20 protein-coding genes and 1 pseudogene are annotated in these 22,184 nt (G+C 62.7%); 14 read left to right on the forward strand and 7 right to left on the reverse strand.

What is annotated here, in order from left to right; genetic code table 11:
* Positions 1-109: 109 nt before the first annotated feature.
* The 3 genes from P3R82_RS05680 to P3R82_RS05690 are packed head-to-tail and all read left to right on the forward strand — an operon-like array spanning position 110 to position 3,932.
* A complete protein-coding gene (locus P3R82_RS05680) occupies positions 110-2,116 on the forward strand; it encodes an aldo/keto reductase (RefSeq protein WP_283193353.1) in 2,007 nt (668 codons plus the stop codon).
* Positions 2,117-2,167: 51 nt separating this feature from the next.
* Positions 2,168-3,271 (forward strand): Gfo/Idh/MocA family oxidoreductase, encoded by a 1,104-nt coding sequence (locus tag P3R82_RS05685; RefSeq protein WP_283193354.1) that lies wholly within the window; start codon positions 2,168-2,170, stop codon positions 3,269-3,271.
* Between the two features lie 19 nt (positions 3,272-3,290).
* Entirely contained in the window at positions 3,291-3,932 is a 642-nt protein-coding gene (locus P3R82_RS05690) for a ThuA domain-containing protein (RefSeq protein ID WP_283193355.1), read from the forward strand.
* 59 nt (positions 3,933-3,991) lie between these two features.
* Here the strand turns inward: P3R82_RS05690 and P3R82_RS05695 are convergent, their stop codons facing one another.
* Complete coding sequence (locus tag P3R82_RS05695) at positions 3,992-5,002, reverse strand: LacI family DNA-binding transcriptional regulator (protein WP_283193521.1); 1,011 nt, start codon at positions 5,000-5,002, stop codon at positions 3,992-3,994.
* A gap of 263 nt (positions 5,003-5,265) precedes the next feature.
* On the opposite strand from P3R82_RS05695, the pseudogene P3R82_RS05700 reads away from it, so the two are divergent.
* The 11 genes and pseudogenes from P3R82_RS05700 (at position 5,266) to P3R82_RS05750 (ending at position 16,570) form a co-directional block, all read left to right on the forward strand.
* Positions 5,266-6,311 (forward strand): annotated as a pseudogene (locus P3R82_RS05700) (sugar ABC transporter substrate-binding protein).
* A gap of 69 nt (positions 6,312-6,380) precedes the next feature.
* Positions 6,381-7,202: an ATP-binding cassette domain-containing protein gene (locus P3R82_RS05705; protein WP_037179379.1), complete on the forward strand. Its 822-nt coding sequence runs from the start codon at positions 6,381-6,383 to the stop codon at positions 7,200-7,202.
* A complete protein-coding gene (locus P3R82_RS05710) occupies positions 7,199-8,461 on the forward strand; it encodes a sugar ABC transporter permease (protein ID WP_283193356.1) in 1,263 nt (420 codons plus the stop codon). Before P3R82_RS05705 ends, P3R82_RS05710 begins: the two co-directional genes overlap by 4 nt.
* 22 nt (positions 8,462-8,483) lie before the next feature.
* Entirely contained in the window at positions 8,484-9,212 is a 729-nt protein-coding gene (locus P3R82_RS05715) for an SDR family oxidoreductase (protein WP_112949522.1), read from the forward strand.
* A 61-nt stretch (positions 9,213-9,273) separates the two neighbouring features.
* Entirely contained in the window at positions 9,274-10,890 is a 1,617-nt protein-coding gene (locus P3R82_RS05720; protein WP_283193357.1) for an FGGY-family carbohydrate kinase, read from the forward strand.
* An 88-nt stretch (positions 10,891-10,978) separates the two neighbouring features.
* Entirely contained in the window at positions 10,979-11,620 is a 642-nt protein-coding gene (locus P3R82_RS05725) for a TetR family transcriptional regulator (protein ID WP_283193358.1), read from the forward strand.
* Between the two features lie 102 nt (positions 11,621-11,722).
* Complete coding sequence (locus P3R82_RS05730; protein ID WP_283193359.1) at positions 11,723-12,565, forward strand: metallophosphoesterase; 843 nt, start codon at positions 11,723-11,725, stop codon at positions 12,563-12,565.
* A gap of 23 nt (positions 12,566-12,588) precedes the next feature.
* Positions 12,589-13,884, forward strand: coding sequence for an ABC transporter substrate-binding protein (locus tag P3R82_RS05735; protein ID WP_283193360.1), 1,296 nt, complete (start codon positions 12,589-12,591; stop codon positions 13,882-13,884).
* A 136-nt stretch (positions 13,885-14,020) separates the two neighbouring features.
* Entirely contained in the window at positions 14,021-14,974 is a 954-nt protein-coding gene (locus P3R82_RS05740; protein ID WP_283193361.1) for a sugar ABC transporter permease, read from the forward strand.
* On the forward strand, positions 14,964-15,827 hold the full coding sequence (locus tag P3R82_RS05745; protein ID WP_283193362.1) for a carbohydrate ABC transporter permease: 864 nt from the start codon (positions 14,964-14,966) through the stop codon (positions 15,825-15,827). Before P3R82_RS05740 ends, P3R82_RS05745 begins: the two co-directional genes overlap by 11 nt.
* Positions 15,828-15,829: 2 nt before the next feature.
* Positions 15,830-16,570: a tyrosine-protein phosphatase gene (locus P3R82_RS05750; RefSeq protein WP_283193363.1), complete on the forward strand. Its 741-nt coding sequence runs from the start codon at positions 15,830-15,832 to the stop codon at positions 16,568-16,570.
* 68 nt (positions 16,571-16,638) lie between these two features.
* Here the strand turns inward: P3R82_RS05750 and P3R82_RS05755 are convergent, their stop codons facing one another.
* Genes P3R82_RS05755 through P3R82_RS05780 form a run of 6 tightly spaced genes read right to left on the reverse strand, consistent with a single transcriptional unit; the run spans position 16,639 to position 22,022 of the window.
* Positions 16,639-17,226 carry a hypothetical protein gene (locus P3R82_RS05755; protein WP_283193364.1) on the reverse strand — a complete coding sequence of 196 codons (588 nt, stop codon included), beginning with the start codon at positions 17,224-17,226 and terminating at the stop codon, positions 16,639-16,641.
* Positions 17,223-17,786: an ABC transporter ATP-binding protein gene (locus P3R82_RS05760; protein ID WP_283193365.1), complete on the reverse strand. Its 564-nt coding sequence runs from the start codon at positions 17,784-17,786 to the stop codon at positions 17,223-17,225. Before P3R82_RS05760 ends, P3R82_RS05755 begins: the two co-directional genes overlap by 4 nt.
* Before the next feature lie 5 nt (positions 17,787-17,791).
* Positions 17,792-18,616, reverse strand: coding sequence for a carbohydrate ABC transporter permease (locus tag P3R82_RS05765; RefSeq protein ID WP_283193366.1), 825 nt, complete (start codon positions 18,614-18,616; stop codon positions 17,792-17,794).
* Complete coding sequence (locus tag P3R82_RS05770; RefSeq protein ID WP_283193367.1) at positions 18,613-19,542, reverse strand: sugar ABC transporter permease; 930 nt, start codon at positions 19,540-19,542, stop codon at positions 18,613-18,615. Before P3R82_RS05770 ends, P3R82_RS05765 begins: the two co-directional genes overlap by 4 nt.
* A 17-nt stretch (positions 19,543-19,559) precedes the next feature.
* On the reverse strand, positions 19,560-20,894 hold the full coding sequence (locus tag P3R82_RS05775) for an extracellular solute-binding protein (RefSeq protein ID WP_283193368.1): 1,335 nt from the start codon (positions 20,892-20,894) through the stop codon (positions 19,560-19,562).
* Between the two features lie 39 nt (positions 20,895-20,933).
* Entirely contained in the window at positions 20,934-22,022 is a 1,089-nt protein-coding gene (locus tag P3R82_RS05780; RefSeq protein ID WP_283193369.1) for a hypothetical protein, read from the reverse strand.
* Between the last annotated feature and the right edge of the window lie 162 nt (positions 22,023-22,184).

Genomic DNA, 22,184 nt, shown 5'->3' on the forward strand with positions numbered 1-22,184 from the left:
CATCGGACGGCACACTTACGCTCGACGGCTACGACTGCGCCGCCATTCAATTTTGTTGAAACGACCGGACGCCGGGAAGGCCGGCGGCCCGACAGATTAGGAACAGGACATGACCGATACGGATAGACTTCGCTGGGGCATCCTTGGCCCCGGCCGGATCGCGGCTGACTTCTCCGCCGGCGTCGCCCAATCGAAAACCGGTCGCGTCGAGGCGATCGCGACGCGGGACCCGTCGAGGCCGGGCCTTGCGGAGCGCTTCCCCGGCGCGCGCATCCTCAAGGGCTACGATGCGCTGCTTGCCGATCCCGATGTGGACGCGATCTACATCGCAACGCCGCATCCGACCCATGCCGAATGGGCGATCAAGGCCGCAAGGGCAGGCAAGCATGTGCTGTGCGAAAAGCCGCTCGGTCTTTCCGCAGCGGAGGCGGAGGCCATGCAGACCGCCGCCCGGGAAGCCGGCACCTTCCTTGGCGAAGCCTACATGTACAGGCTTCATCCGCTGACGCTGAAGCTGATCGAGCTCCTGAAGGACAAGGCGATCGGCGACGTCCGCCTAATCAAGTCCAGCTTCGGTTTCGCAAAGCCGTTCGAGAGGGATCATCGGCTGTTTGCCAATGATCTTGCCGGCGGCGGCATTCTCGATGTCGGCGGCTATCCTGTCTCGATGGCGCGGCTCATCGCCGGCATTGCTGAACCGCATGGCATCATCGAGCCGGATCAGGTTTTCGCGGTCGGCCATCTCGGCTCGACCGGCGTCGACGAATGGAGTGCGGCCGTCCTGCGCTTCCCGAACGACATCATCGCCGAAGTGTCCTGCTCGGTATCGCTGGCGCAGGACAATGTGCTGCGCATCTTCGGCACGGAGGGTTCGATCGAGATCGATCAGTTCTGGTTTGCCGCCGGCAAGCAGGGTGGGACCGCGATTATCCGGCTGTTCGATGCCACCGGCAAACGGCAGGACATCGCCGTCGACGAACCACGCCATGTCTACAGCTTCGAGGTGGATGCGGCCGCTGCCGCGATCCGCGAAGAAAGACGCGAGTTTGCCTATCCCGGCATGACATCCGCCGACACGCTCGGCAACCTCAAGGTCATGGACAAGTGGCGCGCGGCGATCGGCCTGGAGTACAAGCTGGAAACGCCGGCGGTCCGCACCCGGACGTTGACGGGTGAGGCGCTCGCCCGCAAGCAGCAGATGGTGCCAAGGGGGCATATTCCGGGTGTCGAAAAGGATACATCCATGCTGGCGCTCGGCATGATGCTGTTTTCGACCTTTCCGGCCGCATCCATCGCGCTCGACGAATTCTACGAGGCGGGCGGCAACCTCATCGATTCCGCATTCCAGTATGGCGGAGGGACGCAGGACAGACTGATCGGCGAATGGGTCCGCAGTCGGGGCGTGCGCGACGATGTGGTGATCATTGAAAAAGGCGCCCATTCGCCGCTCTGCTATCCCGACGTGATCGCCAAGCAGCTGACCACCAGCCTCGAACGCATGCAGACCGATTATGTCGACGTCTACTTCATGCACCGCGACAATCCCGACATTCCGGTCGGCGAGTTCGTCGATGCCATGGATGAAGAGGTGCGGTCAGGGCGCATCCGCGGTCCGATCGGCGGGTCGAACTGGACGCGCGAGCGCATGGACCAGGCGATCGAATACGCGGAGCGCACGGGGAAAACGAGGCCCAGCGTGCTCTCCAACAACTTCTCGCTCGCCGAGATGGTCGATCCGGTGTGGCCCGGATGCATTGCTTCGTCCGACGCCGATTGGAAAAGCTGGTTGAGGGAGAAGAAGGTCGTCAACTTCGCTTGGTCCAGTCAGGCCCGGGGCTTCTTTACCGATCGATCCGCACCAGGAAACATGTCTGACCCGGAATTGGCCCGCGCCTGGTACTCGGACCTCAATTTCCAGCGCAAGGCGCGGGCGGAGGAGCTCGGGCAGCGCCTGGGTAAGGACCCGATCCAGATCGCGCTTGCCTATGTGCTCAACCAGCCGTGGCCGGTGGTCCCGTTGATCGGTCCCGCCACGCTCGCGGAGTTGCGCCATAGCCTCAACGCGGCGTCGATAAGCCTGACGCCGGCGGAGGTTCAGTGGCTTGAACGCGGTTGACCCGGAGCCGGGCAGGCGCCGGCTTCAAACGACGATTTGATGGAGCATGTGATGGACAAGGTTGGTGTCGGCATTGTCGGCTGCGGCAATATTTCCTCGGCTTACCTGAAGGCGATGACCTCGGCATTCCCGATCCTCGACATCCGCGGGCTTGCCGACCTCAATCACGAACTCGCGCAAACGAGGGCCGCGGAGTTCAATCTTGATGCCCGCACGGTCGGCGAGCTTCTCGATGATCCCAAGGTCGAGATCATCGTCAACCTGACCATTCCCAAGGCGCATGTCGCCGTCGGGCTGCGGGCGCTGGAGGCCGGCAAGCATACCTATTCGGAAAAACCGCTCGGTATCAACTTCGCCGAAGGCAAGCAGCTGGCCGAAGCCGCCAGGGCCAGGGGCCTGCGCATCGGTGCCGCGCCCGACACCTTCCTTGGCGGCGCCCATCAGGCTGCCCGTGCCCTGATCGATGAGGGTGTTATCGGGATTCCGGTCGGCGGCACCGCAACGTTCATGTGCCCGGGCCATGAGCGCTGGCATCCAAATCCTGCGTTCTATTATGAAGTCGGCGGCGGTCCGATGCTGGACATGGGGCCGTATTACATCACCGATCTCGTCAACCTGCTCGGGCCGGTCGCCAAGGTCGCCGGTCTCGCGACTAAGCCCCGCAAAGAACGCGTCGTCACCAGCGAGCCGCGCAACGGCGAGCGGATACCGGTCCACGTCCCCACGCATGTCGCCGGTATCATGGCTTTTGCCAACGGCGCTGTCGTGCAGATCGGCATGAGCTTCGATGTCGCCGGCCACAAGCACGTGCCGCTCGAAGTCTATGGCACCGAGGGCACGCTGATCGTGCCGGATCCGAACTATTTCGGCGGCACGGTCGAATTTCAGAAGACAGGCGGCCACTTCCTCGATCAGCCGGTGAGGCAGCCCTATTCGGACGGCAATTATCGCTCGCTCGGCGTCGCCGATCTTGCCCATGCCATCCGGTCCAACCGGCCGCATCGCGCGAACGGCGATCTGGCGCTGCATGTGCTCGAAGTCATGGAGGCCTTCCAGAAGGCGTCCGACTCCGGTCGCACGATAACACTCACCACGACAACGGAGCGGCCTGCTCCGCTTTCTCAATCTCTCGTCGACGGTCTGCTCGGCAAGTAACACTCAGGAGGAAAAAACGATGCGTAACGCGCTGATCGTCTGGGGCGGCTGGGAAGGCCACGAGCCCCAGCAATGCTCGGCTATCGTCAGGGATCTCCTTGTGAAGGAGGGCTTCGACGTCATGGTCGAGCCGACGACAAGCATATTCGCCAGCCAAGATCTGCGGGACTTCAGTCTCATCGTGCCGATCGTGACCATGTCGAAGATCGAGAAAGACGAGGTAAAGGGTCTCGCGCAGGCGATCGAAAGTGGTGTTGGCTTTGCCGGCTATCATGGAGGCGCTGGCGACAGCTTCCGCGAATGCGTTGAGTATCAGTTTATCGTCGGCGGTCAGTGGGTTGCCCATCCCGGCAACATCATCGACTACACCGTCAACGTCACGCGCCCGGACGATCCCCTTATGGCGGATATAACTGATTTTCCCTACAGATCCGAGCAATATTACATGCATGTCGACCCGTCGAACGAGGTGCTGGCGACGACGACTTTCACTGGCGAACATGCCTACTGGATCGATGGTGTCACCATGCCCGTCGTCTGGAAGCGCATGTATGGCAAAGGCCGCGTCTTTTACTCGTCGCTCGGCCATGCCGCCAAGGAGTTCGATGTGCCGCAGATGTATGAGATATTCAGGCGCGGCGCCCTCTGGGCCGCAAGGTAAGCGGCGTGGCAGCCATCTCGGATGGGTGAGAGGCCGGTAAGCGCGTGGCGGCGATGCGCTTACCTTAGAACCGGCGGGATTTCGGATACGCTAGGCTCGAAGCTTCCGCGTTCGATCAGCTCGAACATCCTGGCCAGCATGGCCGGTACGTCCTGGCGCACCATCTCGATGTTGTCGCCGAGGAGGGCCACGAGCGGATCGTAGTCGAAGCAGCCGAGGGCGACGTCCTGTTCGCCGACAGGTCCGGCAAGCCGCACCCAGCGCAGGACACCTTCAAGGGTGATCGTCGAATTGACGAACATGCCTCTCGAAACGGGCAGGCCACTGGCGGCGCGCTCCTGAAGCGCGTTCTGCGCCTTTTCGGGGGCGTAGCCGCAGGCGATGACCCTGTCGTCACCGATATCTATGCCGTGGTCCGCATGCGCCTGGCGAAAGCCCCTCAGGCGTTCCATCGTGTTGTGATCGCCGCCGCGACCGCCGATGAACATCAGCGGTTCCATCGAGCCAAACCGCTGATGGCAACTGGCGAGAATTCTCCGCGTCAGCTCGCGGGCGCCCGCGAAATTGTCGGAAATGACGGAAGGCGCGAGCTTGCCGGGCAGATCGAGGTTGATCGTGCGCACGCCTGCAGCGGCGCAAAGCTCGGTGATCCTGTCGGGGTCCGTAGCACCTGTCGCGATCACGCAGTCCACCTGATACGACAGCATCGTTCGAGCGGCCTCGATTTCGAGTGCCGGGTCGCGCCGCGTGCAGGTGATGAGTGGGAAGAGGCCCTTGTCGCGCGCCATGGTCTCGAACAGCTCGACGATCGAGCCGAAATACCGGTTGTCGTACTTGGGAACGATCATCCCAATGATGTGCGACTTCTCGCGACGCAGGAGACTTGCCTGCATGTTGAGCGCGTAACCCTGCTCTTCGGCTATGCGCGTTATCTTCTCCGCAAGCTGCTTGCTGATGCGCCGCTTCTTCCAGTTTCCGTTCAAGACAGCGCTGACCGCGCTCGCGGATGTGCCCGCGAGTTCCGCAAGGTCGTAGATCGTTGTTCGCTTCTGCTGCCTGTCCAGACTCAAAATTCTCATCTCCTGTATCGGGCGCTAACTTGACATCAAACCAAAGAAGTGGCAAATCTTGCTTCATCGATTGAGCAAGTGCGCTCAATCGATGATACGTGTCAGCTAGGAGGCTGGCACCGGGAGGTGATTTCGCAGCTATTGGTGGTCCTCTTGCCGTGCGGCTCTCGTCGAGCCGCGGCTTGAGGCGATGACGCATCACGCGTCAGGCCGATGTTGCGGCAATGGCCGAACCTTGCCGTTGGTCAATTAAGGAGGAGAACATGACCTATCGCAAACTTTCCCTGATGTCGGCGACCATGCTGATGGCGCTCGGCGGAGCAGCGTTCGCCCAGGAAGCGTCCACGGTGGCGTTCCTGATGCCCGATCAGGCATCAACCCGCTACGAGCAGCACGATTTTCCGGGCTTCAAGGCGGAAATGGAAAAACTGTGCGCCAAGTGCACTGTCGTCTACCAGAACGCCAATGGCGACGCGTCGCTGCAGCAGCAACAGTTCAACTCGGTGATTGCGCAGGGAGCCAAGGTCGTGGTCCTCGATCCGGTCGACTCGGCCGCCGCCGCGGCCTCGTGGAACTCGCGCAGTCCCAGGACGTCAAGGTTATCGCCTATGACCGCCCGATCCCGGACAAACCTGCCGATTTCTACGTTTCCTTCGACAATGAAGGTATCGGCTACGCGATTGCCAAGTCGCTTGTCGAGCATCTGAAGAAGGCCGGTGTGCCTGACGGAGCCGGCGTGCTTGAGATCAACGGCTCGCCGACCGATGCGGCCGCCGGCCTTATTCGCGACGGCATCCATCGCGGACTGAAGGAATCCAAGTACAAGACGCTTGCCGAATTCGACACGCCGGAATGGGCGCCGCCGAAGGCGCAGGAATGGGCCGCCGGCCAGATCACGCGCTTCGGCGCCGATATCAAGGGCGTGGTCGCCGCCAATGACGGCACCGGCGGCGGCGCGATCGCCGCGTTCAAGGCGGCGGGTGTCAACCCCGTCCCACCGGTCACCGGCAACGACGCGACGATCGCGGCACTGCAGCTCATCATCTCGGGCGACCAGTACAACACGATCTCCAAGCCTTCCGAGATCGTAGCGGCGGCGGCCGCGCAGGTCGCTGTCCAGCTCATCAAGGGCGAGAAGCCGGAAGCCAAGACGACGCTTTACAACACGCCGTCGCAGCTCTTCATCCCGGCCGTCGTCACCGCCGAAAACATCAAGGCGGAAATCTTCGACAAGAAGATCCAGACGGCTGAGCAGATCTGCACCGGCGAATATGCCGAGGGCTGCAAGAAGCTCGGCATCGGCAACTAAAAGCCGATCCGCCATTCCGGCCGCACCGCGTGCGGCCGGTTTCTCAAGGACGTACAAAGGCCTTAAGCCATGAGCACCACAGCAAGCAATGTACCGGAGCGCGGGCAGCCCATCCTGCGACTGCGAAACGTGTCGAAGAATTTCGGCGCCGTCTCGGCGCTGACCGACATCGAACTGGACGTCAAGGCGGGCGAGGTCGTCGCCCTGGTGGGAGACAACGGCGCCGGCAAGTCGACGCTAGTCAAGGTGCTGGCGGGGGTTCATCAACCTTCTTCCGGCTCGATCGAATTCTGCGGCCAGAGCGTTTCGCTCGACAGCCCGGGCAAAGCGCTGGAACTCGGCATCGCCACCGTCTTCCAGGACCTGGCGCTCTGCGAAAACCTCGACGTCGTCGCCAACCTGTTTCTCGGGCATGAGCTCTCGCCCTGGGCGCTCGACGAGGTCGCGATGGAGGTTCGCGCCTGGACCTTGCTAAGGGAACTGGCCGCGCGCATCCCCTCTGTCAGGGAGCCGATCGCCTCGCTGTCGGGTGGCCAGCGCCAGACGGTGGCGATCGCCAGATCGCTGCTCCTCAATCCGAAGATCATCATGCTCGACGAGCCGACGGCGGCCCTCGGCGTCGCGCAGACGGCCGAGGTGCTCAATCTCATCGAGCGCGTCCGCGACCGGGGCCTGGGCGTCATCATCATCAGCCACAACATGGAAGACGTCCGCGCCGTCGCCGATCGCATCGTCGTGTTGCGGTTGGGCCGAAACAACGGCGTCTTCACGCCAGATGCCTCCAACCAGGAACTCGTGGCCTCGATCACGGGTGCCACGGAAAATTCCGTCTCGCGCCGCATCGAGCGCAAGACAGGCACGGCGCAGGAAAACAGCGGGAGACCGGCATGAGCCAGAAACCATCCGATACAACACTCGCACCCGCCACGACGCTCGATCGCAGCGACGAACGCGTCCGCCATGACGACAGCATGATGGCGATGGTCGGCGCTTTTATCGATCGCGTCAAATCCGGCGATTTGGGCATGCTTCCCGTCGCGGTCGGGTTGATCGTCATCTCGACGGTCTTCTCGCTTCTCAATCCGGTGTTCCTCGCGCCCAACAACCTCGTCAACCTGCTCTTCGACTGCGCGACCGTCGGCATCATTTCACTCGGCATCGTCTGCGTGCTGATGCTCGGCGAGATCGATCTCTCCGTTGGCTCGATGAGCGGCCTGTCATCCGCCATTCTCGGGGTTCTCTGGGTGAACAACGGCCTCCCGTTTGTCGTCGCGATCATCGCGGCCATCGCGGCCGGCGCGGTCATCGGGACCGTCTACGCCTTGCTTTACAATCGGCTGGGAATGCCAAGCTTCGTGGCGACGCTTGCCGGCCTGCTGGCGCTGCTCGGCATGCAGCTTTACATCCTAGGCCCGAGTGGCAGCATCAACCTTCCCTATGCTTCCCCGCTCGTCCGCTTCGGCCAGATCCTGGTGATGCCCGATTGGCTGTCTTATCTGCTCGCTCTCATTCCAGGCGCCGTGATCATCGCCAAGGGCCTGCGGACACGCCAGCAACGCGCTGCCGTCAACCTATCGTCGCAGCCCTTCGCGGCGACAGCCATCAAGGCCGTCGTGCTGACCGCGGCACTCGAATTCGCGGTCTACTATCTCAACCTCGGTCGCGGCATTCCGTGGATGTTCGGCCTGTTCGTCGCCATCGCGGTGGTCTTGAACTACGGCCTGACGCGTACCCAATGGGGACGCTCGATGTTCGCGGTCGGCGGCAATCGCGAAGCCGCGCGGCGCGCCGGCATCAATGTTCGCCGCATCTATCTGAGCGCCTTCGTGCTTTGCTCGACGCTTGCCACCATCGGCGGCATTTTGTCAGCCTCGCGTCTTGCCTCATCGAGCCAGCAGGCCGGCACTGGTGACGTCAACCTCAACGCCATCGCCGCCGCCGTGATCGGTGGGACGAGCCTCTTCGGCGGCCGTGGCAGCGCCTATTCCGCGCTGCTCGGGATCATCGTCATCCAGGCGATCTCCAACGGCCTGACCCTGCTCAACCTCAGCTCGTCGTTGCGCTACATGATCACGGGCGGCGTTCTCGCCATTGCCGTCATCGTCGACTCGCTCGCCCGTCGTTCCCGCGTCAGCCACGGACGCGCCTGATCAAACTTCTAGGAGTAAATTCATGACCGACCTCATGAAAGGCAAAGTCGCCGCCATCACCGGCTCGGCTTCCGGCATCGGCCTCGAATGCGCCCGCACATTGCACGCCGAAGGCGCGACCGTCGTTCTCATCGACCGCGCCAAGGACAGACTGGATGAAATCTGCGCGGAGTTCGGCGAGCGCGCATTCCCTCTCGTCGTCGATCTTCTCGACGGCAAGCAACTCTCTGGCATCCTTCCCAGGATTTTGGAGATCGCTGGTGGGCTCGACATTTTCCACGCCAATGCCGGCGCCTATATCGGCGGGCAGGTCGCCGAAGGCGATCCCGATGCCTGGGACAGGATGCTGAACCTCAACATCAACGCAGCCTTCCGCTCCGTTCATGCCGTGTTGCCGCACATGATCGCCCAGAAGTCGGGCGACATCCTGTTCACCAGCTCGATCGCCGGTGTCGTGCCGGTTGTCTGGGAACCGATCTACACCGCCTCGAAATTCGCGGTGCAGGCATTCGTGCATTCGACACGCCGCCAGGTCGCGCAACACGGCGTACGCGTCGGCGCTGTCCTGCCGGGTCCGGTCGTGACCGCGCTGCTTGATGACTGGCCGAAGGCGAAGATGGAGGAAGCGCTTGCCAATGGCAGCCTGATGCAGCCAAGGGAAGTCGCCGACTGCGTGCTCTTCATGCTATCGCGGCCGCGCAACGTGACCATTCGTGACCTCGTGATCCTCCCCAACAGCGTCGACCTCTAGAGACCGTGATCTCCGCGCGATGCGCGGGCATCAGCCATTCATGCCAGAAAGATGAGAGACCATGAGCGACGAAGTCCAAACACCGCGCTACGTGATCGGCGTTGACGTCGGCACCGGAAGCGCTCGCGCGGGGGTGTTCGATCTCGGCGGACGGATGCTGGCTTCGGCCAAGCGCGACATCACGCTTTACCGCGAGGCGGGATCGATCGTCGAACAGTCGAGCAACGAAATCTGGCGGGCGGTCTGCGAGGCGGTGCGTCAGTCCATTTCCGATGCCGGGGTGACCCCGGAGGCGATCGTCGGATTGGGCTTCGACGCCACCTGCTCGCTGGTCGTCCTCGGTGATCAGGGCAAGCCCTTGCCCGTCGGCCCATCCGAGGACCCGGAGCGCAACATCATCGTCTGGATGGATCACAGGGCGGTTTCCCAGGCGGAGCGGATCAATGCCCTTGGCCACGCGGTGCTGCGCTATGTCGGCGGCCGCATCTCTCCGGAGATGGAGACGCCCAAGCTGCTATGGCTGAAGGAGAACCGGCCCGAGGTGTTCGCCGCCGCCTGGCAGTTCTTCGATCTTGCCGACTTCCTGACCTGGCGCGCCACCGGCGACCTGTCGCGATCCACCTGCACGGTAACCTGTAAATGGACCTATCTCGCCCATGAGCAGCGCTGGGACCCGACATATTTCGAAGAGATCGGCCTCGGCTCACTGGCGAAAGAAGGGTTTGCCCGCATCGGCCAGACGATCGTCGAGCCGGGCTCGGCGCTTGGCGGCGGCCTGACGTCGGTTGCAGCGACAGAACTCGGGCTGTTGCCGGGGACGGCGGTTGCCGCCGGATTGATCGATGCGCATGCCGGCGGGATCGGGACGGTCGGCTTCGGCGGCGGGCCGACGGCCAATCTCGGCTACGTCTTCGGCACTTCGTCCTGCACGATGACATCGACCGTCGAGCCGGCTTTCGTGCAGGGCGTTTGGGGGCCTTACTATTCGGCGATGGTTCCGGGGCTCTGGCTCAACGAAGGCGGGCAGAGTGCTGCCGGCGCGGCGATCGAACAGCTTCTCTCATTTCATCCAGCCGCCGCCGAAGCGACACGGATCGCAAAAGACAAGGGCCAACCGCTTCCCGTCATGCTTGCCGACCTCGCCGCCGACGCGGCGGGGGCCGACGCGATCTCGCTCGTCACAGGTCTCCACGTCGTCCCCGAGTTCCTGGGCAACCGTGCGCCTCTTGCCGATCCGCATGCCCGCGCGCTCATCGCAGGCCTCGGCATGGAGCGCGATAGCGACAGCCTCGTCCGGCTCTATGTGGCGGGGCTCTATGGCATCGGTTACGGCCTCCGGCAGATCATCGACGCGCAGGCGGAGGCGGGCGTCGAGATCGATACCGTCGTCATCAGCGGCGGGGCCGGGCAGCAAGACTTTGTCCGTCAGCTCCTGGCGGACGCCTGTGGCAAGCCCCTCGTCGCAACGTCGGCTGATGAACCGGTCTTGTTGGGCGCGGCGATCCTTGGCGCCGTCGCCAGCGGCAGTTACCGCGATGTCCGCGAAGCGATGACCATGCTGACCATCGTCGACGGAACGTTCACGCCGGGAGCGGGCTCGACGGCCGATATTCATCGGAAAAGATACGACGCTTTCAAGCTGCTGCAGCGGTTGGGCCAGCAAGTGCGGGATTGTTGACAGCCTGTGAAGGAGAGGGCGCGGCGTTCAAGTTGTCATGCATCGTACACGAACCGGGCATAGAATTGTGCCAATCGGGGAGTGACGCATGCACGGTCGCGCCAATCTTACTGCCATAAGGCTGATGGATGCCTGCGAGCATCTGCTCTGCAGATCCGAAACGGTGGACGATCTGACGGCGCGGCGCATCGCCATCGAGGCGCATGCGACGCCATCCGCGATTGTCTATCACTTCGGATCGCAGGAAGCGCTGATTTCCGCTGTGGCCGAGCGCGTCTATCGCCGGCTGAACGCCGAACGTCTCAGCCTGCTTCGGAAGGCCGTCGATCGTCGCGCGCCAGAGCCCGCCGATCTGGCGGAGATCATCGCGGCTCTTGTCGGTCCTTCCATCCGCTGGAGCCTCGATCCCAGTTCGAGCTATGCCGTGCTGTCACATTTCACCTCGATGGTGAAAACGCACCGCGAGGAAGCGCCGCATCACCGCCGGATCACCGGCAACGTCGAGCACCATCGCGCCTTTATCCCGCACCTGAAACGGATCGCGCCCTGGCTCGACGACGTGGAAATCGGCTGGCGCCTCAATTGCGCGCTCGGCATCCGCTCGCAGGTGACGCGTTCGCGGTCGAGGACCGAGCTTCTCACCAACTTCAGCATGGATCTCGACGATCCCGAGCTGGTCATAGCCCGGATGACGGAGGTGATCGCGCCGATGTTTCGCAAGCCGATCTGACCTGTCTTCCACAATTCGAACGGCATTCGAAATCCGTCACGACCGGGAAACAAACCGCTCCTATCGATCCTCCTGACGAAACTGCCATTCAGGAGGCATCCGATGCGCCGCGAAACCACCTTCATCCATCTTACCGACCTGCATATCGGCACCGCCGATGACAGCCATCTGCATTCGGACACGACAGAGACGCTGCATCAGGTGCTCGATCTCGTCGCAACCGTCACGCCGAAGCCGCAATTCGTCATCGCCAGCGGCGACCTGACGAACCGCGGCGATGCGGAAAGCTTCCGGCGGCTGAAGGAGATCATGGACGCCAAGATCGACGTGCCGATCGTCTATGCGCTCGGCAACCACGATACCCGCCCGGGCTTCTACGAAGGCATGGCTGTCGAATCGGCCGATCCGGATGCGCCTTACGATCACGACACGATCATCGACGGCATCCATATCGTCACGATCGATTCCACGACGCCCGGCCTCATCGGTGGCACGATCGATCCGGAGCAGTTCGACTGGCTCGCGCCAACGCTCGACAAGCATCTGGAGCTGCCGAAGCTGATCGTCGTCCACCATCCGCCGGCACTCGGCGAAGAGGCCGATGCGACCCACTGGCGCACCATCCACTTCCCGCAGTCCGAACGTTTCCGCGAACTGCTGAAGGGCCGCAACGTCATCGGCATCCTCAGCGGCCATATCCATCATGATCGCGTCTCGGTCTGGCATGGCATTCCTGTCGTCGTCGGCACCGGCCAGCACGCCGCCACCGACATCCTGCGCACCGACATCCTGCGGATGGTGCGCGGCGCCTCCTTCGGCATCGGCACCATCCGTCCGTCCGGCCTGACCATGGCCTTCGTGCCGCTGCCGTCCGATCGCGCCGAACTCAATACCTATCCGCTCGAACTTCTGATGGCCCGGGCAATGCCCGTTGCCGCCGAATAATCTCACTTCCGGAGACCCGCAACATGCTGCGCAGAACCACTCTCAAGCTGATGGCGACGCTGACCGCCGCCTCGATGCTGCCCTTCGGCGCTTTCGCCGAAATGCCGGCAACCATCGACAAGCCGGTGACGATCACCTTCTACAATTACAACCTCGCCTCCGCCGGCGTTGGCCAGGAAGCGACGAAGGAACTGATCGCCGGGTTCGAGAAGAAGTTTCCGAACGTCAAGGTCGAGCCGATCGCCGTTCCCTCCAACGAAATCATCACCCGCGTGCAGGCCGATATCGTCGCCGGCAAACAGCCTGATGTGGCCCAGCTCGTCTTCCGCGACCTGATTTTTATCGCCAGCGATCTCGGCGGCAACGCACTCGAGGACATGGTCCCGGAGGCGGAACTGAAGGACCAATTTTCGGGCATGATCCCGAAGGGTCTCGAACTCGGCAAGGTCGATGGCAAGACCTACGGTCTCGCCTATACCTTCTCGACGCCGATCATGTTCTACAATGCCGATCTCTTCAAGCAGGCCGGCCTCGATCCGAACGCTCCGCCGAAGACCTGGGCCGACGTCGCGGCCGCCGGCAAGGCGATCAAGGAAAAGACCGGCAAGAACGGCTTCTTCCCGGGCGCCTACGGCCCGACGGACGGCACGTTCGTCTACCAGGCGATCGTCATGTCGAACGGCGGCAAGGTGCGCGACGGCAATACACTGACCTTCGCCGATGAAAACGCGGCTGAAGCCGTCAAGACCCTGCGCGACATGGTGACCAGCGGCGCCCATGCCAAGATCGATCCCGCCAGCGCCTCCGATACGTTCGCGGCCGGCAACATGGGCATGTTCCTCTATACGAGTGCGCTTCTCTCCAGCGTCAAGAAATCGGCCGCCGGCAAATTTGACCTGAGGCTCGCACCCATGCCGTCCTTCGGCGACAAGCCGACGGCGCCGACAAATTCCGGCAGCGCGCTTTTCGTCTTCAGCAAGGATCCGGTCAAGCAGCGCGCTTCTTATGAACTCCTGAAGTACCTGACCAGCCGAGAAGCCTATACGATCATCACCAGCAAGATCGGTTACCTGCCGCTACGCCTCGACATCGTCGACGATCCCAACCAGCTGGGACCGTGGCTGAAGGAAAACCCGATGTTCCGCTCCAACCTGGAACAGCTGGATCGCATCACCGCCAACATGGCCTTCCCCGGTTCGAACTACCGTCAGGTCGAGAAGATGATGATGGACTCGGTCCGTGAAGCCGTCTTCGGCAATGGCGACCCGATCGCCACGCTCAAGACAGCGCAGGAACAGGCTCAGGATCTGATGCCCTGAGTGGCGACAGCCCCTGACCGTAGAGACGGCCTGTCGGTGACGCGGCGTTTTCCGCAGGCCTGACATCACGAGGAAAGAATGCCGGGCGGGCACGCGTGTTTCGCCCGGCATCCGAAGACCATCCGGATGGACCCCGATGACCGATATTCAGGCCGATTTCGCCAGACCCATGACGATCGCCCGCGCGCCGGCAAGAGCCCGCCGCCAGCGCGAGCCCTTCACTATTTCGCCCTGGCTCTATCTCACCCCGGCGCTCGTTCTGCTGTTCGTCTGGACCTATATCCCGCTGGTCGAGACCTTCCAGCTGTCCTTCTATCAATGGAACATGCTGCCCAGCGCCACGCCGCGCTATGTGGGACTGAAGAATTACGAGCGCCTGATGGCGCTGCCGGACATGCGCAACGCGCTCTGGAATACGCTCTACTACATCCTCGGCCTCTTCCCCATGTCGGTGATCATCCCGCTCTTCGTGGCGATCTGGACGCAGGACCTCACCGGCCGCGCCCGGATGATCTATCGCGGCCTGATCTTCGTGCCGATGATCGTCGCGCCGGTCGTCGCGGCCATTCTCTGGCGCTGGCTTCTGAACGAGGACCAGGGTCTGATCATGCTTGGCCTGGAACAATTGGGCTTTGGCCGCATCGGCTTCCTCACCGATCCGAACTACGCGCTGGCGACACTGACCTGGATCACCGGCTGGAAGCTGATCGGCTTTTCGACGCTGCTTTTTTCAGCCGCCAATGCCGGCATCAACCCTTCCTACATCGAGGCGGCGCGCATCGACGGCGCGAGCCGCTGGGGGATCATCCGCGATATCCGCCTGCCGTTGCTTTCGCCCACCATCCTGCTGCTGTCGATGATGACCATCCTGTTCGGGGCGCAGTGGAGTTTTGCCTATATCAACGTGCTGACCAATGGCGGCCCGCTGAAATCCACCACCAACATCTTCTACCTGCTCTGGGAATACGGCTTCGAGACCATGTCCGCCGGCTGGAGTTCGGCAGCCGGCATGATCGTCTTCCTCGGCTTCGCCATTCTCGCCGCGGGCTGCATGTGGCTGACCAAAAGGTTCGCGGTCTATGACAATTGAAGCTTCACACGATCATCAGCCGCTCGTCTCGCTGAACGGGAAGACCGGAAAGGTCCGCCGCGTCGCCGTGCATGCGGTGATGATCCTGCTCTCGTTCCTGTCGATCTTCCCGATCTACTGGATGATCGTCACGTCGCTCAGGCCGGAAAACGAAATCTTCTCGACGGCCGTATGGCCGGCCAATCCGACGCTCGAGAACTACGTTTTCGTGCTGACCCGCATCCCGATGCTGCAGATGCTGTTCAACACCACGGTCGTCGCGGCGGCGACGGCGGCGCTGCAGGTGGTGACCGGCCTGTTCGCGGCTTACGCGCTGGTGCGCTGGCGGATGCGGCTTTCCGGCGTCATCCACGGCCTGATCGCGCTCTCCTGGCTCGTTCCTTTCCAGGTCACGATGATCCCGAACTACGTGCTTGCGTCACGTCTCGGGCTGCTCGACACGCTGACCGGCCTCATCCTGCCGAATGCCAGCCACGCTTTCGCGGTCCTTTTGCTCTATCACGCCATGCGCTCCTTTCCGACCGAGATCGTCGAAGCGGCGCGCATAGACGGGGCGAGGAGCTGGAAGATCCTCTGGCAGATCGTCGCGCCGAACATGGGGGCTCCGATCGCCTCGCTGTCGATCATCGCCTTCATCTCCGCCTGGAACGAATATTTCTGGCCGCTGCTCCTCTCCCGCAAGCCGGAAAACTCCGTCGTCCAGATCGGCCTGCAGATGTTCATGACCCAGGAGGGCAATCTCTGGGGGCCGCTGATGGCGGCCGCGGCGCTCGCCAGCCTGCCGATCCTGATCATCTACCTCGTCTTGCAGCGCCACGTCATCGAATCCTTCATGAAATCCGGAATCCGCTGAAAATGTTCATCTATAACCGACTGATCGCTCTCGAAGGCGCACACAATGTCCGTGATCTCGGCGGCTACCGGACCGCCGGCGGCAACTCGACCCGCTGGCGCTCCATATTGCGCGGCGACGCCCTGCATGATCTGAGCGCGGCCGACATCGAAGCGTTGCTCGGCCATGGCCTTGCAACGGTCATCGACCTGCGCAATGCGCATGAGATCGCCGCGCAGGCCAACCCCTTCGTCGGTCATGACCGTGTGCGTTATCACAACACGCCGGTATTTTCGGCGCTCGCCCCGGTCGAGATGATGGCCGAAGCAAGCCTCAGCTTCGACATGGGCGACCGCTATTGCCAGGCGATCGACAAATGCCGGCCGGCGATCGCCGAAGTGCTGAACATTATCGCCGAAGCGCCGGAAGGCGCCGTGCTCTTCCACTGCAGCGCCGGCAAGGACCGGACAGGTGTCATTGCCGCCCTGCTGCTGGCGAATGCGGGCGTCGACGAGACGACGATTATCGAGGACTACGCGTTGACCGCAACGATTTCCGGCCCGCTGATCGCCAGGCTGCGCCAGCGCGCACTCGACCGAGGCATGTCTTCCACCCTGATCGATATCGTGCTCGCCTCCGAACCAAGGAGCATGCGACAGGCGCTCGACCACATCCGCCTGCACTACGGCAGCGTCCCGGATTATCTGCGCCTGCTTGGCGTGGACGAAGCACAGGCGTCGCGCCTGAAGGCCCGTCTTTCCTGACACTGCCGCAGACCCACGGCCGCTCGCCGTCATTCGGTCGCGCGCCCGGCAGCCGTGACGATAATAGGTTAGAGGCTGTCGCCGCCATGGGTGCCGATGGCATGTCCGTCGGCATCGAAGAACAGGATATCGTCGAGACGGATGCCGAGTTCGAGCGTGTCGTCCGTATCGAGGTTTTCGGTCGTCCAGACGAATTCGTCGGTCATATGCCGGCCGGCCAGTGCGGCTATTCTCGTCATGTCGGGCGAGTCGGCCTCGCTGCGGAAATAGACATGCTGACTGTTGCCGATGATCTCGCGCCTGACGACATGGCCCGTCAGTCTGAAAACGCTCTGCCTTGCGTCGGTGACGCGGTAGAGCGCTTCCGGCCGCAATCCGGCATAGATCTGCTCGCGGCCCGCAAGCGCGGTCCGGCATTCGCCGGGAAGGTCGGCCAGCGACACGCAGGCGCCGCCCATTTCCAGTCGGTTCGCGGTCACCCTGCCGGTGAGGAAATTCGGCGGGGCGGCGCCGAGAAAGGCGGCTGCGAATATGTTGGCCGGACGTAGGTAGATTTCGCGCGGCGGGCCGATCTGCTGCACCTCGCCATCGCGCAGGATGACCACGCGGTCCGCCAGCGTTTGCGCCTCAACCTGATCGTGGGTGACATAGATCATCGTCGTGCCCAGTCGCCGCTGAAGATCGCGGATTTCGCCGCGCACATGGGTTCTGAGCGCCGCATCGAGATTGGAAAGCGGCTCGTCGAGCAGGATAGATCCGGCTCGCGGATGATCGCCCGCCCCATGGCGACGCGCTGCTTCTGGCCGCCGGAGAGCTGCGAGGGGCGCCGATCGAGAAGCTCTTCCAGGCGCAGCTGATTGGCCACCTCGATAACCTTGTCGTCGATTTCGGCGGCTCGCATCTTCTGCCGGCGCAGCGGATAAGCGAGGTTTTCGCGCACGGTCAGGTGCGGATAGAGCGCGTAATTCTGAAACACCATGGCGATCCTGCGGTGGCGCGGCTCGACGTCGGTAATGTCGCGCTCGCCGAGCAGGATCTGGCCGCCGTCGACCTTCTCCAGCCCGGCGATCAGTTTCAGCAAGGTCGACTTGCCGCAGCCGGACGGGCCGACGAGCACGATCAGCTCGCCGCTCTGGGCGACGAGATCGAAAGGCTTGAGCACGGCCGTACCCTTCGCATAACCCTTGGAGACGGACCGGAGGACGAGTTTGTGCATGAGGATCACTTTCCGCCTGATGTCGCCTGGCTCGGCGTCAGGAAGCGCTGCAGGATGGCGAATATAACGAAGGCCGGGACGATGGTTAGGATGGCCGCCGCGAAGACCAGTGCGTAATCGGTCGAGCGCAAGGGATCGATCAGGCCGGAGATCGCCACCTGGGCGAGTTGCCCGTCGTCGCGGCGCATGGCGATGAGCGGCCAGAGATACCATTCCCAGACGAACACGAAATGCATCAGCCAGCAGGCGATCAGCGCTCCGCGGATATTCGGCAGGATCGCGGTGCGAAGCACTTCCCACAGGCCGGCGCCGTCGAGGGCGGCGGCATGGTCGAGTTCGCGCGGGACTTCCTCGATCGCCTGGCGGATCAGGTAAACGCCTATCGGCGAAAAGATGAAGGGCAGGGCGAGCCCCCAGAAGCTGTCGATCAGCCCGAGATCGCGAACGACGAAGAACAGAGGCGGGAGGATGACATCGACAGGAATGAACAACGTGAACAGCATCACCAGGAACAGCGCCCTGCGGCCGCGAAACCGGAACCGGGACAGCGCGTAACCGGCGAGCAGGCTGGAGATTGTCGTACCCGTCGCCATCACGAAGCCCAGAAGCACGGTGTTGAAGAGCTGGGCCTGCAGGCGGGGAAGGCCGAGCGCGCGGCGATAGGCGTCGAAGGTTGGTTCCGCCGGCAAGAAGGCCCAGAGCGACAGGCTGCCGGCATACCGGTACATGTCGCTGTTTTCCCGAAGCGAGGCGGTGACCGCGAAGAGGATCGGCAGCACAAAGACCGCGGCCAGCAGAACACGCAGGACAATTCCAAGCGAACGGCTCATTCGTAAGTCCATTTCACGGCCAGCCAGCGCAGCTCCAGCGTGATGATGGCGATGAGCCCGAGGAGAACGACGATCGACATGGCGCTTGCCGTCCCGAGATCGAAATAGCTGAAGGCTGTCTCGTAGATCTGGAAACTGGCGAGATCGGTGGCGCCGGTCGGGCCGCCCTTGGTCAGCATCAGGACCGGAACCAGGATCTGGAACGAGGCGAGGGTCGCCAGAACGACGGCGAATTGGAAGCTTCTGGCCAATAGCGGCAGCGTGATGGTCAACAACAGCGCCACCGGCCCCGCGCCGTCGAGTTTCGCGGCGGCGGCGATCTGCGGCGGAATGGCGGAAAGCCCGGCGAGAAAGACCAGCATGGTCACGCCGACGTCGCGCCAGACAGAAAGTCCGAGCACGAGGAACTGCGCCGGCATCTCGCTGGAGAGCCAGGAGACGCGCGCTACGCCCATTCCCGAGAGGATGGCGTTCACCACCCCGACATTGGCGTCGAACATATAGGCGAAGATGAAGGTGGTCACCGGCAGGCCGAAGAACATCGGTGAGATTATCATCGCGCGCACGAAGGCATTCCCGCCGGTATTGGCGCGCAGCATCAGTGCCGCGCCAAGCCCGAGCACGAGCTGAACCGGAACCTTGGCGATCGCCGCGAACAGGCTGAGCCACAGCCCCCACCGGTAGCGACTGTCGGAAAGCGCAAGGCTGAAATTGTCGAAGCCCGCGGTGCCGATGTGCTGGCCGCCGGGATCGAACGTGCCGGTGCTCGTATAGATCGCCTCGGCGATCGGCCAGACCTTGAAAAGGCACAGCATGACAAGGGCAGGGGCCAGAAAGACAAGCGCCGGCCCCCATCCTTCGAGGAGGGCAGGGAGCCTGCGATGCCTGGAGAAGCGTGGCCTGGAAGCGGCGAGGGAATTCGGCATGTGGTCCGCGAGGTCCGTCAGGCATAGCGCCGAAGCTGGGCATCGATGCGCCGCGCGGCATCGTCGGCAAGCGCCTTCACATTGCCGCCGCTGACAATATCGGCTTCCAGCCGTATCCACATCGTGTCGAGCTCGGAAAAGCCGGGAACCTTGGGACGCGGCACGGACCATTCGGTGATGCTGTCGATAAACAGCGACATCGGCTTCGTCTGGAATTCCGGCCGGGCGGCGACCATCGACTTACGGATCGGCGGTGAGGTCCAGCCACGCGCGACGATGTCATTGCCCTCGGGCGAGCCCATGAATTTCACGAAAAGCTTTGCATCACCCATCCTCGCGGTCTGGCGGTTGACCAGCCAGGCAAACGAGCCGGTGTGGATGATCGGTGTCTTGAGATAAGGCACCGGCGCGGTGGCCAGATCGATATCCGGCCGCGCCTTTTTGATCGGTGCGAGGTAAAGCGGCACGCCGCAGAAGAACGCGACCTGATCGTTGTAGAACATGTCCTTCTGCGTGGATACGGGCGCGATGCCGTGTTTGTGGTGAATGTCCTGGATCAGCTGCAGGCCTTGCAGCGCCTCCGTCGAATTCAGGTAACCGGTGCTCTTCAACCCGTCGTCACTCACCATTTTCCAGGCGTTGGAGCCTTTTTCGCCGGCGCCGCGCGGATAGATGCCCGAGAAAAACAGGCCGGTATTACCCATGTTGGGGTAAAGCGCGAAAAACTGGTCGTTGCCACGTCTTTTGCGCTCGGCGGCCTGGATCTCGGTGAAGACGCGAAGCCATTCGTCCCATTTCCACGCGTCGGCCAAGGTTTCCGGCAGTTTCAGGCCATAGCGGTCGGTGAGCTTGCGGTCGTAGTACAGAGCCTGGCCGTTCTCGTTGGTGGAGGGGCCGTAGAATTCGCCGTCGATCTCGCTGCCGAGCCTGACCGTCGGGAAGAAGTCCTCCAGATCGTCCTTGCTGAACATGTCGGTGACCGGTTCGATGAGGCCGAGTTTCTTGTAGGTTATGACGTTCGGCGCATTGGCCAGAAAAACATCCGGGCCGGGGCCGCCCTGGTTGGCGGAGCGCACCGCGCGATCGAGATCGCCAAACGGAACCTTGCGGAACTTCAGCGTTCCGCCACCGACGGATGTCCATTTCTGCTGCACGCTTGCCATCATGTTGTCGACGAAGGCGCCCCCATCCCAGATGAGGAGTTCCAGTTCCTCCCCCTTGAGCCCGTCATAGGGATTGGTCTGCGCGGCGGCCGGCGCGGCACCACCGATCACGGCGGCGGCGGCACTCGCGCCGATGCCTTTCAGGAGGTCGCGGCGGGTCGGTTCGAAGGAGAATGGGGCTCGGATCATGGGTCTCGTCCTTTGCGCGGGAGATCGGTAAAGCAGAGGTCAGCGGATGGCGTGGTCGGGAATGTCGAGCCCGAGTTCGCGGCGCACGATATTGGTGCCCTTGACCAGCGCCTCAATCTTTGCGCGGGCGACATCGCGCGGCAGGAACCACATACCGCAATCGGTCGAGGGGTGAAGCCGCTCCGGCGGTACGATTTTCAGCGCTTCGCGCAAGCGTCCGGCAATATGTTCCGGCGTCTCGATTTCATGCGATCCCATGCCGATCAGGCCGAGATGGACATGTTTGTCGCCGGCTTGCTTCAAGAGATCGGGCGTATGTCCGGGCTGCTCGTATTCGATGCTCATCGCCTGGACCGACGTTTCCGAGAGAAGCCGCAAGACCTCGGGATAGGAAGGGTTGATCGTCTTCGAGGACGAATATTTCGCATATCCGTAACAGACATGCAGGACGACGGGCGTGGTTATGCCTTCGAGCAGCCGTTCGATGACGGGCTTGCCGATCTCGCGCGAACGGCTGAGCTTGAAATGCAGCGCGGGGTCGGCGACCATCAGGAGGTCGGTCCCTTCCGCTTGCAGTTCCTTCAACTCGCGGTTCAGTACGCCTGCCAGCGCCATGATGGCGTCTTCGGGGCGCTGGTAATAGTCGTCCGCCAGCCGATCGTAGAGCGTCATCGGGCCAACGATCGGTGCCTTGACCGGGCGCCTTGCGTGCTTCTTCACAAACCGCAGTTCATCGATCGCAGGCGAGGAAACCCATTCCAGCGGACCGGTGATCGTCGGCGACATCCGAAAATTCTGCCAGAGGTCGCCGAGATCGGTGCGGGCGGTCTTGCTCTTGAGTTCGCTTTGGAATTCCTTGTCCTGCACCTTCTCGAGACTGATGCCGCCGATGCCGGAGACAAAATGCCGGTCGTAATGCTGGCGGCGGATCTCGCCATCCGTGACGACGTCGAGCCCGGCGCGCTCCTGCTCGTGGATCGCCAGCAGAACCACGTCGTCCTGCGCCTGTTGCAGCACATCGGCTTCTGGGCGCCACCAGCTGCCGTTGTGGTGGTGCTCATGGCCGTGACGCACCAGCCATGCGGGCTTGACGTAACTTCCGACGATCTGGGTACGGAGTGGGGGCATGGGAATTTCCTGTCGCTTCGGGAGAAGGTTTCTCCGTCCTGCCCGTTCTAGGATCGGGCAAGGGTTGTGAAACAGGGCCACTTTGCTGGGATCACCGGGCCACTTGTCACAAACCCAGGCAGAGGCCGCCTTATGCGACAATTGGCTTGGCTGCCGCGCTCG

Origin of the sequence: Rhizobium sp. AN80A, assembly GCF_030053015.1 — a bacterium.
Taxonomy (GTDB): Bacteria; Pseudomonadota; Alphaproteobacteria; order Rhizobiales; family Rhizobiaceae; genus Rhizobium; species Rhizobium metallidurans.

What these genes read in the sequence shown, in the direction of transcription:
- P3R82_RS05680 (WP_283193353.1), top strand. Translation starts at nt 110, where the DNA reads ATGACCGATACGGATAGACTTCGCTGGGGCATCCTTGGCCCCGGCCGG.
- P3R82_RS05685 (WP_283193354.1), top strand. Translation starts at nt 2,168, where the DNA reads ATGGACAAGGTTGGTGTCGGCATTGTCGGCTGCGGCAATATTTCCTCG.
- P3R82_RS05690 (WP_283193355.1), top strand. Translation starts at nt 3,291, where the DNA reads ATGCGTAACGCGCTGATCGTCTGGGGCGGCTGGGAAGGCCACGAGCCC.
- P3R82_RS05705 (WP_037179379.1), top strand. Translation starts at nt 6,381, where the DNA reads ATGAGCACCACAGCAAGCAATGTACCGGAGCGCGGGCAGCCCATCCTG.
- P3R82_RS05710 (WP_283193356.1), top strand. Translation starts at nt 7,199, where the DNA reads ATGAGCCAGAAACCATCCGATACAACACTCGCACCCGCCACGACGCTC.
- P3R82_RS05715 (WP_112949522.1), top strand. Translation starts at nt 8,484, where the DNA reads ATGACCGACCTCATGAAAGGCAAAGTCGCCGCCATCACCGGCTCGGCT.
- P3R82_RS05720 (WP_283193357.1), top strand. Translation starts at nt 9,274, where the DNA reads ATGAGCGACGAAGTCCAAACACCGCGCTACGTGATCGGCGTTGACGTC.
- P3R82_RS05725 (WP_283193358.1), top strand. Translation starts at nt 10,979, where the DNA reads ATGCACGGTCGCGCCAATCTTACTGCCATAAGGCTGATGGATGCCTGC.
- P3R82_RS05730 (WP_283193359.1), top strand. Translation starts at nt 11,723, where the DNA reads ATGCGCCGCGAAACCACCTTCATCCATCTTACCGACCTGCATATCGGC.
- P3R82_RS05735 (WP_283193360.1), top strand. Translation starts at nt 12,589, where the DNA reads ATGCTGCGCAGAACCACTCTCAAGCTGATGGCGACGCTGACCGCCGCC.
- P3R82_RS05740 (WP_283193361.1), top strand. Translation starts at nt 14,021, where the DNA reads ATGACCGATATTCAGGCCGATTTCGCCAGACCCATGACGATCGCCCGC.
- P3R82_RS05745 (WP_283193362.1), top strand. Translation starts at nt 14,964, where the DNA reads ATGACAATTGAAGCTTCACACGATCATCAGCCGCTCGTCTCGCTGAAC.
- P3R82_RS05750 (WP_283193363.1), top strand. Translation starts at nt 15,830, where the DNA reads ATGTTCATCTATAACCGACTGATCGCTCTCGAAGGCGCACACAATGTC.
- P3R82_RS05755 (WP_283193364.1), bottom strand. Translation starts at nt 17,226, where the DNA reads ATGATCTATGTCACCCACGATCAGGTTGAGGCGCAAACGCTGGCGGAC.
- P3R82_RS05760 (WP_283193365.1), bottom strand. Translation starts at nt 17,786, where the DNA reads ATGCACAAACTCGTCCTCCGGTCCGTCTCCAAGGGTTATGCGAAGGGT.
- P3R82_RS05765 (WP_283193366.1), bottom strand. Translation starts at nt 18,616, where the DNA reads ATGAGCCGTTCGCTTGGAATTGTCCTGCGTGTTCTGCTGGCCGCGGTC.
- P3R82_RS05770 (WP_283193367.1), bottom strand. Translation starts at nt 19,542, where the DNA reads ATGCCGAATTCCCTCGCCGCTTCCAGGCCACGCTTCTCCAGGCATCGC.
- P3R82_RS05775 (WP_283193368.1), bottom strand. Translation starts at nt 20,894, where the DNA reads ATGATCCGAGCCCCATTCTCCTTCGAACCGACCCGCCGCGACCTCCTG.
- P3R82_RS05780 (WP_283193369.1), bottom strand. Translation starts at nt 22,022, where the DNA reads ATGCCCCCACTCCGTACCCAGATCGTCGGAAGTTACGTCAAGCCCGCA.